Origin of the sequence: Paenibacillus taichungensis, assembly GCF_013359905.1 — a bacterium.
GTDB classification, from domain to species: Bacteria; Bacillota; Bacilli; order Paenibacillales; family Paenibacillaceae; genus Paenibacillus; species Paenibacillus taichungensis.
The window spans coordinates 340,846-352,490 of the sequence record NZ_JABMCC010000112.1 but is presented as its reverse complement, the minus strand read 5'-3'; the positions used below and the strand labels follow the sequence as shown (position 1 = coordinate 352,490).

At 46.5% G+C, this 11,645-nt stretch carries 13 protein-coding genes and 1 other annotated feature; of the genes, 9 read left to right on the top strand and 4 right to left on the bottom strand.

The features are described 5' to 3' along the window. Positions 1 to 30 precede the first annotated feature (30 nt). The 3 genes from HP548_RS17655 to tyrS all read left to right on the top strand — a co-directional run bounded on the left by HP548_RS17655 (position 31) and on the right by tyrS (position 2,664). Complete coding sequence (locus tag HP548_RS17655) at positions 31 to 507, top strand: Imm63 family immunity protein (protein WP_217504744.1); 477 nt, start codon at positions 31 to 33, stop codon at positions 505 to 507. A 5-nt stretch (positions 508 to 512) separates the two neighbouring features. Beyond that, on the top strand, positions 513 to 962 hold the full coding sequence (locus HP548_RS17650; protein WP_175382387.1) for a DMP19 family protein: 450 nt from the start codon (positions 513 to 515) through the stop codon (positions 960 to 962). Positions 963 to 1,062: 100 nt separating this feature from the next. Further along, positions 1,063 to 1,284 (top strand) — a binding site (T-box leader). A gap of 120 nt (positions 1,285 to 1,404) precedes the next feature. Next, the gene (gene tyrS, locus HP548_RS17645; protein ID WP_063563092.1) at positions 1,405 to 2,664 is read left to right on the top strand and encodes a tyrosine--tRNA ligase; all 1,260 of its coding nucleotides are present in this window, start codon (positions 1,405 to 1,407) and stop codon (positions 2,662 to 2,664) included. A 154-nt stretch (positions 2,665 to 2,818) separates the two neighbouring features. Here the strand turns inward: tyrS and HP548_RS17640 are convergent, their stop codons facing one another. The 4 genes from HP548_RS17640 to HP548_RS17625 all read right to left on the bottom strand — a co-directional run bounded on the left by HP548_RS17640 (position 2,819) and on the right by HP548_RS17625 (position 5,022). Continuing rightward, positions 2,819 to 3,097 carry a YxcD family protein gene (locus HP548_RS17640; protein ID WP_024630486.1) on the bottom strand — a complete coding sequence of 93 codons (279 nt, stop codon included), beginning with the start codon at positions 3,095 to 3,097 and terminating at the stop codon, positions 2,819 to 2,821. Between the two features lie 5 nt (positions 3,098 to 3,102). Beyond that, on the bottom strand, positions 3,103 to 3,606 hold the full coding sequence (locus HP548_RS17635; RefSeq protein WP_076289074.1) for a hypothetical protein: 504 nt from the start codon (positions 3,604 to 3,606) through the stop codon (positions 3,103 to 3,105). Positions 3,607 to 3,705: 99 nt separating this feature from the next. Then, complete coding sequence (locus HP548_RS17630) at positions 3,706 to 4,272, bottom strand: PadR family transcriptional regulator (RefSeq protein WP_076289075.1); 567 nt, start codon at positions 4,270 to 4,272, stop codon at positions 3,706 to 3,708. A 186-nt stretch (positions 4,273 to 4,458) separates the two neighbouring features. Further along, positions 4,459 to 5,022, bottom strand: a complete 564-nt coding sequence (locus HP548_RS17625; RefSeq protein ID WP_063563089.1) for a beta-class carbonic anhydrase — start codon at positions 5,020 to 5,022, stop codon at positions 4,459 to 4,461. Between the two features lie 224 nt (positions 5,023 to 5,246). Here HP548_RS17625 and HP548_RS17620 point away from each other — a divergent pair, with 224 nt between their 5' ends. The 6 genes from HP548_RS17620 (at position 5,247) to HP548_RS17595 (ending at position 11,634) form a co-directional block, all read left to right on the top strand. Continuing rightward, positions 5,247 to 6,761 (top strand): carboxypeptidase M32, encoded by a 1,515-nt coding sequence (locus HP548_RS17620; protein ID WP_175382386.1) that lies wholly within the window; start codon positions 5,247 to 5,249, stop codon positions 6,759 to 6,761. 146 nt (positions 6,762 to 6,907) lie between these two features. After that, entirely contained in the window at positions 6,908 to 7,909 is a 1,002-nt protein-coding gene (locus HP548_RS17615; RefSeq protein ID WP_076289077.1) for an ABC transporter substrate-binding protein, read from the top strand. Between the two features lie 30 nt (positions 7,910 to 7,939). After that, complete coding sequence (locus HP548_RS17610) at positions 7,940 to 8,734, top strand: ABC transporter ATP-binding protein (RefSeq protein ID WP_175382385.1); 795 nt, start codon at positions 7,940 to 7,942, stop codon at positions 8,732 to 8,734. A gap of 38 nt (positions 8,735 to 8,772) precedes the next feature. Continuing rightward, positions 8,773 to 9,564 (top strand): ABC transporter permease, encoded by a 792-nt coding sequence (locus tag HP548_RS17605; protein ID WP_371121628.1) that lies wholly within the window; start codon positions 8,773 to 8,775, stop codon positions 9,562 to 9,564. Positions 9,565 to 10,020: 456 nt separating this feature from the next. Further along, entirely contained in the window at positions 10,021 to 10,998 is a 978-nt protein-coding gene (locus HP548_RS17600) for an aromatic acid exporter family protein (RefSeq protein WP_076289079.1), read from the top strand. A gap of 75 nt (positions 10,999 to 11,073) precedes the next feature. Continuing rightward, complete coding sequence (locus HP548_RS17595) at positions 11,074 to 11,634, top strand: outer spore coat protein CotE (protein ID WP_076289080.1); 561 nt, start codon at positions 11,074 to 11,076, stop codon at positions 11,632 to 11,634. The last annotated feature ends 11 nt before the right edge of the window (positions 11,635 to 11,645 follow it).

The window sequence follows — 11,645 nt, the reverse complement described above, 5'->3', positions numbered from 1 at the left end:
GAGGCTGCCATTGGCAGCCTTTTCATTATCATGTCAAAAGGAGATTTTATGTCCAACATACTAAGCAAACCAGAGATTGCAAGAACTCTTTTTCAGTTGCTTGAGCGGACATCCTTCCGCAGGCAGCAGATAGAGAACTATGTTAACCGCTTGTTTGAGAGCTTTAAAGGGGAAGGTGTTCCATATGTAGAGAGTGAAAATGATGCATATATAGTTCGTATATACGAGCGTGGCATGGTCATGTTGGAAAAAAGAATGGAACAGACGGAAGAAGTGATCTACTGGCTGCTGGCGGATATCATTTTTACGGCAGCGCATGTGGAATTGCTGAAACGATATGGTGTGGATAATAAACAGACACATTTGAATTACACAAACGCAGTGATGCAAGAATTGACCCAAAGTGTTGAGAAGGCTTTCCAACAGCTTGGAGATCCTTACTTGTATTGGCATCAGACGGGTAAACGGCAAGATCTGGAGAGGCTGGAACCAAGAAAAGAGAGGTGATTGACATGAGTGAACAGGATATTAATGATGTGTGGTATGAATATGCGTTAACCTTTGTGGGGAAAAAGAATGAATCCGCTCAGGGCTGGGCTGCGTTAACAACGAATGAACAGGAAATTGCTGCTTTATGGCTGCTAGAGGTGGACGTCTTTAACGGTGGTTTTGTTCAATTTTTCTGCAACTGGGGCGAAGAGGCGTACCTTTATGCGTTGCGGGCATTACATACGATTGGTGCGACTCAAGTAATGGACATCATAAAGTCAGCATATGGCTGCATTAAGCATTTGGGAGAGGATGAAAGAATTGCTGAACTGTGGGATATTCCTAAGTTTCTAACATCAGAGGAGGAACACCAGTTGGATACGCTGGATCAGCAATTTTGGAACAATGAAGATCAGATTGCAGAAAAGGCATATGCATATTATCACGGGAAGTTGAACATGATGTCTTTATAAACTTTGGCGTAGGCACTCATCTGTTGCTCTATATAAAGATTAAATACTTGGCCTTGCAATGATATTAACGTTCGGCTATACTGGCTATAAATTGAATACATGAATTACGTTGATAGAGCGCAGTAGCGGCTTTGTCCCTGTTACAGAAAGTCAGGGGTTGATGGAACCTGATACATACAAGGGCTGCGAATTACACTCTGGAGTACTTGGGTAATGCCAAGCGGAATGGCAAACGATATTTTGCTGAAAGCGGTATGGACAGCGTGTGAGTTGTTGTCTGTGCAAGTTGGGTGGTACCACGGTTATGATAATCGTCCCTTATGTCTATTGAAGACAAGGCGGCGATTTTTTTGTGTCCAAAAAAGCCTCGCCCGGCTTAGCTCCTTGTGAATTAACGTAGATCATGGCCTAATACCAATGCATAGAGAAGGGGTTGTTTGTTTTGAATATTATTGATGAACTGGAATGGCGCGACGCCATTAATCAACAGACAGATGCGGAGGGTCTGCGTGAGCTGACCGAGACCACGTCGGTTTCATTGTACTGCGGGGTTGACCCTACAGGAGACAGCATGCATATCGGACATTTGATCCCGTTCATGATGCTGAAACGTTTCCAACTTGCTGGGCACCGTCCAGTGATTCTAATTGGTGGGGCAACAGGAACCATTGGTGATCCAAGTGGTCGTCAATCGGAACGCTCCCTGCAAACGTTGGAAGAGGTACAGGCCAATGTGGACGCTCTGACTGCACAAATGAAAAAGCTTTTCGTAACGGATGGTGACAATCAGGTGCGTATGGTCAACAACTACGACTGGACACACAAAATCAATGTGATTGAATTTTTGCGTGACTACGGTAAAAACTTTAACCTCAACACAATGCTGGCTAAAGATGTAGTTGCGAGCAGACTGGAAGACGGAATTTCATTTACCGAGTTTTCGTACCAGATTCTCCAATCGCTCGATTATCTGCACCTGTTCCAACATGAGGATGTACAGCTGCAAATCGGCGGTTCTGATCAATGGGGCAATATTACAAGTGGTCTGGATCTGATCCGTAAAAAAGAAGGGCCAGAAGCAAAAGCTTACGGTCTGACAATCCCACTTATGCTTAAATCTGACGGAACGAAATTCGGTAAATCCGCAGGAGGGTCCATCTGGCTGGATGCGAATAAAACGACTCCATTCGAATTCTACCAGTTCTGGGCGAACACGGATGACCGTGATGTCATCAAATACCTGAAATACTTCACGTTCCTCAGCAAAGAGGAGATTGAAGCTTTGGCTGAAAAGGTAGAAACGGAGCCGCACAAGCGTGAAGCACAAAAGGCACTCGCTGAAGAAATGACGAAATTTGTTCACGGCGACGATATGTTGGAGCAGGCGAAACGCATTACCGCAGCACTCTTCAGCGGAGACATTCGTTCCCTCACAGCCGACGAAATCGAGCAGGGCTTTAAAGAAATGCCGACCTTCGAAACCGATGGTGAAGCAAAAAATATTGTAGACTGGCTCGTGGATCTTGGCCTGGAGCCATCTAAACGTCAGGCGCGTGAGGATGTCACCAAAGGGGCTATCTCCATGAATGGTGAGAAAGTGACGGAGCTTGAGTTCACGGTCTCTGCAGAGCACGCAATCGGCGGTAAATTCATCATTATCCGCAAAGGCAAGAAAAACTACAGTCTGGTGAAATTGAAGTAGCCATAGGATTACAGTATGAATCTTGGGAAGGTAGATACAAAGGTTTCATCTTCCCAAGGAACACAAAAAAAGGACCGTCTCCAATCATGTCAATGACATCATGGAGACGGTCCTTTTTATATTCCATCCGCAAATGGCTTATTAGTTATTCAATTTATTGATTCACAATCGCTGTGATCTCTTCATCCAGATCCAGTCTTACATTCTCACGGTAAGCCCGAATGTCGTATTCACTGTGCAGGTAGCGCAGGATCGCTTCAATCATGTTGGATTCGACCAGATACTGACTGCGGCCTTGAATCCAGACTTCTGCGGAATATCCGGTATCTTCTTCCCAGCTCAGTTCCACATTGACATCGGTTGGGCGAACACCCTTGCGTTCAGCCATGTGAATACAGATCGCGTTTACAATTTCATCCATGCTTAGAACCATAGAGATTAGTACCGTCCGTTTCTGTTACGGTCATCATCATCACGATCATTACGGCGGTCATAACGACCATCTGCTGCTGGTTTACGGCGATTTGTAATGGCTCTGAACAGGGCCATCGCGAGCATCACGATTAGCATGATTGCAGCTACGTTTACGAGCAATCCAAGAATGTTACCCAGAGCGCCCATGCCACCGAACAATCCGCCGAACATCATACCAGCAAGACCGCCCAGCATCATACCTTTCATAAATCCACCGCCACCGCCGAAGAATCCGCCACGGTTCGTTGTAGCTGCTCCATTGGAGTTGTTATTCGTATTAGATTTGCTCACATTACTGTTGGAATCGGATTTCTTAGGTGTGTTGGTATAGCTTTTTGTTCCCGATTTGAAACCGCCACCACGTCTAGCATCAGCAGAATCCGGATTCGCGACTCCGACTGTTGCAAACAACAATGTAAAGGCCATGAAAACCATCATGAGATGTTTAATTCCGAATTTTTTCTTCATTGTAAAGATCGTAACCCCCCGATTAATTTGTTTGATTCGCCCAAAAATGGGCCTTACTCAAGTAATACGGTCAACTTACAGGAACGTTTCAAATTTTGTTTAATTTTCTGAAATACTTGGACAAGGGTCCTGAATTGCCGCTTGACCATCGAGTAGTTGGGTTACCCAGTTACACCATTCGATGCCTGTTTGCGCGTTCATTAACCCTTTTTGTACCAGAATGTAACTTCCGAATTCCCGACTGCCTACTCGCAAATTATCCTGAGGTATACGGGATTTCAAATCCTCGAAATAACGGATGCGTTCCAAAAACCAGTTTTTGCGCTCATTCAGAATGCGTCTCATGCTTCCATCTTCCGCAATGCCGACACATAAAATACGCAGATTGAACTCGTCACGCGTAACCGGAGCGGTAACGGGAGTGATCATCCATCCCAGCAGTTTTTCAATACCTTTTTCCGTGACTGCATACATTTTTTTGTCCGGTTTGTCAGACTGTTGCACCCAGCGGGAGGCTAAAAGCTCATCGTTTTCCATTTTGGAGAGGAGCGGATAGATCTGACTGTGTTTAGCCTGCCAATGGGGCTGGATCTTCAGCATTAGATCATAACCTGATGACTCCTCGCGGGTAAGAAGCCCGAGCAATCCGTAGGAAAGTATGTTCATGCACATGTCTCCTTAATATTAGGGCTGGGCCAGCAAAAACAATGTAAATTGCTTTCTTTGACCGCTTTCATAAAAGTGTACACTGAAACTGTATGGTTTGACAACCTGACAGAACAACTGCCTCAATTTAGACAAAAAAAGAGTGCGGACCCTGAGGTCCGCACCCAAAACCATTTAGAGAGATGTCTATTGCCCATACCCATCTGCGACAAGATCAAGTTCACCTGTGTAGGAGTCGATGACCATGCCATGAACGGGTACAGTAGGTGGAAGCAATGGATGTTTCTTGATCACTTCCACAGTATGTTTTACCCCTTCTTCAACGCTGTCAAACCCGCGTAGCCACTTTTGTAAACGTATGCCGGAGTTCTCCAGTGTGCTCATGACTTCCTCAGATACACCCCGTTCAACCATATGTCCAATCATGGTCTCTGCGTGTAGGGAAGCCATACCGCATTCCGTGTGTCCAACAACCAGTACTTCGTCGGCACCAAGCTCATAGATGGCGACGAGAACACTACGCATAACAGACCCGAAAGGTTGAGAAATGATTGCGCCAGCGTTTTTGATGATTTTCACATCGCCGTTCTTCAGGTTCATGGCCTTGGGCAGCATTTCCACCAGACGAGTGTCCATACAAGTGATGATGACCATCTTTTTGGTTGGAAACTTGCCTGCCGTATACTTTTCGTATTCTTTAGTCTCGACAAATGATTTGTTGTAAGCCAGAATCTCTTGAATGTTGTTCATGTCTATTGCCTCCTGTTATCCAATACGATGAGCACGGCCACTTGCATCAAATGCAGCTTGTCCTACGCCCTTTGGTTTTTTATTATACCACGGTCAGCAAATTGCATTATTCCTCGGATTGGAGGAATAATGCAATTTGCATCTGTTAAAAGTTGATTATACGCATTGCAAAAAGTATCATCAATAGGGAAACCAACATTTTTTTGAAGAGGTGAACGTTAACAATGGAACAACACACGCAGCAACAGCTAGAATCCTTCCGTAATCTCGCTCGCAAAATCAAGAGTTATCATGAAGCCATTGGTTTGCTTCACTGGGATTTGCGCACAGGTGCGCCCAAAAAAGGTATCCCGACACGTTCGGAAACACTGGGAATGCTGTCAACCGAAGCATTCAAACTGCAAACCTCAGCCGAGATGAAATCCTACCTGGATACATTAACAAATCCAGCCGTACTGGAACAGCTGGAAGATATCGACCGTCGTCAGGTGGAAGATTGCCAGAAAGAATATAATCGCAGTCAGTCCGTACCACCAGAAAAAGTACAAGCGTATACCGTACTTACCGCCAAATCAGAGACGGCTTGGGAAGATGCTAAGCATAACAGTGATTTTGCGGGTTTTTCTCCCTACCTCACCGATATTGTGAAGCTCAAACAAGAGTTCATTGACTACTGGGGTGTGAAAGATACTCGTTATGATACCCTTCTGGACATGTATGAGCCGGAACTGACTGTAGAAAAGGTGGATGCGGTATTTGCCCGTCTCAAAGCCCGTTTGGTTCCGCTGCAAGAGAAGATCAATGCTTCGGCGAACAAGCCGAACACGGAGTTTCTGAACCAGCTGTTTGACAAGGATCAACAGGAGAAATTCAGTCTGTTTATTCTGGGACAAATGGGTTATGACTTTGAAGCAGGAAGACTTGATGAGAGTGTTCATCCGTTCGCAACGGGCCTGAATCCAGGTGATGTGCGGATCACGACGAATTATTTGCAGGATGATGTGACGAGTGCAGTCTTCAGTTCACTCCACGAAGGCGGACACGCCCTGTATGAGCAAAATATTGACGACAGCCTGGCTGGTACTCTTCTTGCGGAAGGAACGTCCATGGGTATCCACGAATCCCAGTCGCGTCTTTGGGAAAATATGATTGGTCGCAGTCTTCCATTCTGGACGCGTTATTATAAAGATTTGCAACAGCACTTCCCTCAATTAAACGAGGTTGAGCTGGAAGACTTTTATCGGGCGATTAACCGGGTTGAAAGCTCTCTGATTCGGATTGAAGCTGATGAGCTGACGTACAATCTGCACATCATCATTCGTTATGAAATTGAGAAAATGCTGTTTAACGAAGGTCTGGAAGTCAAGGACCTGCCGGAGACCTGGAATGCAAAATACAAGGAATATCTTGGCGTTGTGCCACCAAATGATGGTGTGGGTGTGCTTCAGGACGTTCATTGGTCGGGTGGTGACTTTGGTTACTTTGCATCATACTCGCTCGGCAATATGTATGCTGCACAGATTCTACATACACTGCGCAAAGAAATGCCGGAGTTCGATGCCCATATTGCTGAAGGTAACCTGATCCCCATTAAGGAATGGTTGACTGACAAAATTTATCGTTACGGCAAAAGCCGTACACCTTCTGAACTGATTGTGGCCGTAACGGGTGAAGAGCTGAATCCGGACTATTTGGCTGATTATCTGGAAGCGAAATATGCCGAGATTTACAAGCTGTAAACAGCTATAACATCATTATCCAATTTTTGAAGAGCGGGGCATCATTGCCCGGCTCTTCTTTTGCATGCAAGTTCTTAACCTTTTGCTGGGCATCAGCATATCAATAATAGAGAGAACAGCTGAAACCAGTGAAGGAGGTAAATATCATGAAATACACGCCCTGGTTCATCCGGGCCATCGTCATTTTGCTCATTATCATCGTGGCTCTCACCAGCTGCAATAAAGATAAGGATGAAACCAAAATTACGATCGGTGAGGTCACACGTTCTGTTTTTTACGCACCTGAATATGTGGCCGTGGCCCAAGGTTTTTTTGAGGAACAGGGGCTTGAAGTGGACATTCAAACGACGGCTGGTGGAGACAAAACGATGGCTGCACTGCTTGCAGGCTCAGTAGACATCGCGTTGGTCGGAGCTGAGACGTCTATTTATGTCTATCAACAAGGCGCAGAAGATCCGGTCATTAACTTTGCCCAGCTTACACAGACGGACGGAACGTTTCTGTTTGCCCGCGATCCCGAAGGCGACTTCAATTGGGATCAATTGAAACAGAGTACATTCCTTGGACAAAGAAAAGGCGGCATGCCTCAAATGGCAGGTGAATTCACACTGAAAAAACATGGCATTGATCCGCAGAATGATTTGGAATTAATTCAAAATGTGGATTTTGCCAACATCGCTTCTGCATTTGCTTCAGGTACGGGGGATTATGTGCAACTGTTTGAACCTCAGGCTTCCATCTTTGAGAAAGAGGGTCGCGGCAAGGTTGTAGCCTCGTTTGGAACGGAAAGTGGCCATCTGCCTTATACGGTCTTCATGACTAAACAAAGTTACATCAACGACAACAAGGACATCGTTCAGAAGTTCACTAACGGCTTGCACAAAGCACAAGCTTGGGTGGATTCCCATACCGCTGAAGAGATCGCTGAAGTCATCAAACCTTATTTCAAAGATATCGATCCAGCCATTCTGGTAAGCAGTGTGAACCGTTACAAAGAACAGGGCACATATGCAACCGATCCAATCATTGATGAGGACGAATGGAATAACTTGCTGGACGTTATGAGCGCAGCGGGAGAACTGAAACAACGTGTGGACTCTCCAACGATTGTCGATAATTCCTATGCAGAACAAGCAACAACGAAGTAACCAGGTATTCGGGAAAGGACGTGAGCATGTATGCCTGAATCCGAAACGGTGATCAGACTGGAAGGGATTTCGCAAGTCTATGTCAGCGAACGTGAAGCATCACTGGTTATTGAAAATTTGAATCTTCAGGTTGAGCAGGGAGAATTCGTTAGTCTTGTTGGCCCAAGCGGATGTGGTAAAACGACATTGCTGTCGATCATCGCCGGGCTGCTCACACCAACCGCAGGCGAGGTCAAGGTAAAAGGAAAACGCATCGAAGGTCCGTCTGCCCAGATCGGCTATATGTTGCAACAGGATTATCTGTTTCCATGGCGTACCATTTTGGACAATGTCTTGATCGGACTTGAATTGACAGGTGGACTCAATGACGAGAGTCGCGAGCGCACACGTGAGCTGCTGGCAGGTATGGGTCTAGCTGGAACTGAAGCCCAGTATCCTTCAGAGCTATCCGGGGGGATGAGGCAACGGGTGGCTTTGGTACGTACACTGGCTACGGATCCGGGAATACTGTTGCTGGATGAACCCTTTTCTGCACTCGATTATCAAACCAAGCTGCAGCTGGAGGATCTGGTCTCAGACACATTGAAGAAATCCGGCAAAACTTCGGTGCTTGTCACCCATGATCTGTCCGAAGCCATTGCCGTCAGTGACCGCGTCATTGTGCTTGATCGTAATCCGGGTCGCATTCGGAAGGAGTTTATCATTCCCGAAGATCTGCGGAACTCACAGCCTTTTCACGCGAGGGAGCAGCCAGGGTTCAATGAGCTGTTTCAGGCGTTATGGAGTGAACTGGATCAGTCCGGAGGAGGTGAGAAAAACGGGTGAATCAGACGAACCAGAAGCAGGAAATGCGTGATGATTGGATGAGACAGCTGCACCAAAGTCATATTCAGCAGGTTGCCAGATGGCGACATAAAGTGCTGGCGGTGCAGCTGTCCATGCTGGTGTTTATGTTTTTGCTGTGGGAACTGGCAGGAAGACTGCGCTGGATTGATGTGCTTTTGTTCAGTTATCCCAGCAAAATTTTCAATCAGATCTGGAAGGACATCGTCAGTGGAGAACTATGGGCGCATGTTGGGGTAACCGTTGGGGAAACGGCAGTCGGCTTTTTGCTGGGGACACTCGTCGGAACACTGCTTGCGGTTCTGATCTGGTGGTCTCCTTTTTTGTCCAAAGTGCTTGATCCCTATATGGTTGTGTTCAACAGCATGCCCAAAGTAGCGCTGGGTCCAATCTTTATTGTCATGTTTGGTGCAGGATTTACGGCTATTGTCATGACGACGTTATCCATTACAGTCATTATTACTACACTCGTCGTGTATAACAGTTTTAATGAAGTAGATCAGAACTATATTAAGGTTATCCGTACGTTTGGTGGCGATCGTTCCGAGATTTTCAGCAAAGTGGTATTACCCGCATCCTTTCCTGCCATTGTCTCTACCTTAAAAGTAAACGTGGGCATGGCCTGGGTCGGTGTGATCGTGGGTGAATTTCTGGTCGCCAAGCAGGGATTGGGCTATCTGATCATCTATGGATTTCAAGTGTTCAACTTTACCCTTGTTTTATCGAGCCTGTTGATCATTGCGGCTGTAGCTACAGCGATGTACCAACTCGTTGTATATGTAGAACGCAAGCTGCTGGCAGGACGCAGGTGATTTTGCGAACCATGCGTGTGCAAAATAGAATGCTTCATGATATGTATACAATTTCACAAGAGGTGTCACGTTGCCTGAACCCGTAAAATCAAGTACCATACTAATACGAATATTCCGCGCAGTCCGGAATGAATGCGACGATTGGAGAAGAGGGCCTAGAGGCTTTTGTCGCATCAATCAAATTGCCAGCGTCCCTCATCCGGGGCGCGTTATTGTGACCGACATGCATATGCATGTCGGTTGATGCCGTTTATGAGTGTAGCAGCGAAATAGATATACGGTTCTTCCAGAATGATTCTTTTGATTAGATAAGAAATGGTTTTTGGCAGGATGTGTAATACTAGGGATATGATATATGACGACACACGCTGTCAGGCATTGGTGGACAAGTGCTCACCCGGATAGGTATGGCTCGCTGGCTTTGCCATTTTTGCAGCTTAGAGGAGAGGGAGTTAGATGGGTTTTAGGGTAATTAAAACCGCAATAGCCGCGCTGATGGCCGTGCTGATTGCGGACTGGTGCGGCTTGCCCGGACCAACATCGGCGGGCTTGTTAGCCATACTCGGCGTTGATGTGACACGAAAAAGAAGTATTCGCACCATATCTGCGAGATTTTTCGCTTCCGTAGTGGGGCTTTTATTTGCAAGTGTACTTTTTCACTTTCTTGGCTTCCATTACTGGGTGCTGGCGGTTTACATACTGATTGCATTCCCGGTTATCGTTCGGGCCGGATTCAAGGAAGGCATTGTGACGGGTTCTGTCGTGGTGTTCCGGGTATTTAGCGGCGGCGAAATGGACGTACAGGTGGTTTTGATCCAAATTGGGCTGCTGCTGATTGGTCTCGGTTCCGCGATGGTTGTCAATTTGGCCTATATGCCGGCTGCGGACCCGCAGATGCTGCGTATTCGCAAAAGAATTGATGAATTATTCTCGGTTATCTTCCAGGAGTTTGCAGCCACGCTGCGCAATCCAAACGAAGTATGGGCAGGGAAAGAGCTCATTGAAGCCGACAAGGCTGTACTAGGCGGCATTGAAGCGGCCAAACGTTCATTGGAAAATCAGGTCATCCACCCGAACGAGGGATGGAGTGTTTACTTTTATATGCGCAAAACGCAATTGGATTCCATCCAGCATATGATGCATCTGGTATCCCAGATCTATCAGAAGATGCCGCATGCGGAAATGGTATCGGAGCTGTTCGACCAGCTCAGTCAGGATGTGCTCACTGAATCTTACACCGGACGTACAGAAAAACTTCTCGCAGATGTGCAAGAAGAATTCAAGCGAATGGAGTTGCCGGATACAAGGGAAGAATTCGAGATTCGTTCCGCGATTCTCCAGCTGTGCCGGGAACTCGCGCTGTATCTGAAAATAGCCAAGAAGGACAAAGCGCCGTCTCCAGTATCGGACCGGTCCCAATCTACAAATGAATAATAGAAAATAGTTGTCACCCTAGACGGATGCCCTGCATACACTTGTAAAGAATGATTGTATGGAGGAGGTTTAAAGATGTCATTGAGTCATAAACATCAATGTAGAGAGATCATCACGAAGGCGATCTGCGGCAAAGGTCGTAAGTTCTCTACCGTAACACATACCGTGACTCCGCCACATGGTCCGACCAGTATTTTGGGGGCTTGGATTATCAACCACCAATATGAAGCCGTATCAGCGGGGGACGGAATTGAAGTTATTGGTACTTACGATATCAACATTTGGTATTCCTATGACAAAAATTCACAGACGGATGTAGCCAAAGAAACGGTGTCGTATGTAGAACATGTGCCTTTGTCCTATCTGGACCCGAAACACCGGGCCGCCACTGTAGAGGTATCTGCGGATGCAACGCAGGAACCGAGCTGTGTGGAAGCCACGGTGTCGGCAGGTGGAGGCAGCGTAATTATCCGGGTAGAACGGGAATTCGCTGTTGAACTGGTCGCCGAGACCAAAGTATGTGTGAAAGTGTGCACGGATGGCTGTGGAGATTACGAAGACAAGGATTATGACTACGGCAGTGGCGATGGAGATTATGACGATCTCGATCCCGACCTGCTTGACGATGAGCTGTAAGCTCAGCGATC

What these genes read in the sequence shown, in the direction of transcription:
- HP548_RS17630 (WP_076289075.1), bottom strand. Translation starts at nt 4,272, where the DNA reads ATGAACATACTTTCCTACGGATTGCTCGGGCTTCTTACCCGCGAGGAG.
- HP548_RS17600 (WP_076289079.1), top strand. Translation starts at nt 10,021, where the DNA reads ATGGGTTTTAGGGTAATTAAAACCGCAATAGCCGCGCTGATGGCCGTG.
- HP548_RS17625 (WP_063563089.1), bottom strand. Translation starts at nt 5,022, where the DNA reads ATGAACAACATTCAAGAGATTCTGGCTTACAACAAATCATTTGTCGAG.
- HP548_RS17615 (WP_076289077.1), top strand. Translation starts at nt 6,908, where the DNA reads ATGAAATACACGCCCTGGTTCATCCGGGCCATCGTCATTTTGCTCATT.
- HP548_RS17650 (WP_175382387.1), top strand. Translation starts at nt 513, where the DNA reads ATGAGTGAACAGGATATTAATGATGTGTGGTATGAATATGCGTTAACC.
- HP548_RS17655 (WP_217504744.1), top strand. Translation starts at nt 31, where the DNA reads ATGTCAAAAGGAGATTTTATGTCCAACATACTAAGCAAACCAGAGATT.
- HP548_RS17605 (WP_371121628.1), top strand. Translation starts at nt 8,773, where the DNA reads ATGAGACAGCTGCACCAAAGTCATATTCAGCAGGTTGCCAGATGGCGA.
- HP548_RS17610 (WP_175382385.1), top strand. Translation starts at nt 7,940, where the DNA reads ATGCCTGAATCCGAAACGGTGATCAGACTGGAAGGGATTTCGCAAGTC.
- HP548_RS17620 (WP_175382386.1), top strand. Translation starts at nt 5,247, where the DNA reads ATGGAACAACACACGCAGCAACAGCTAGAATCCTTCCGTAATCTCGCT.
- HP548_RS17595 (WP_076289080.1), top strand. Translation starts at nt 11,074, where the DNA reads ATGTCATTGAGTCATAAACATCAATGTAGAGAGATCATCACGAAGGCG.
- HP548_RS17635 (WP_076289074.1), bottom strand. Translation starts at nt 3,606, where the DNA reads ATGAAGAAAAAATTCGGAATTAAACATCTCATGATGGTTTTCATGGCC.
- HP548_RS17640 (WP_024630486.1), bottom strand. Translation starts at nt 3,097, where the DNA reads ATGGTTCTAAGCATGGATGAAATTGTAAACGCGATCTGTATTCACATG.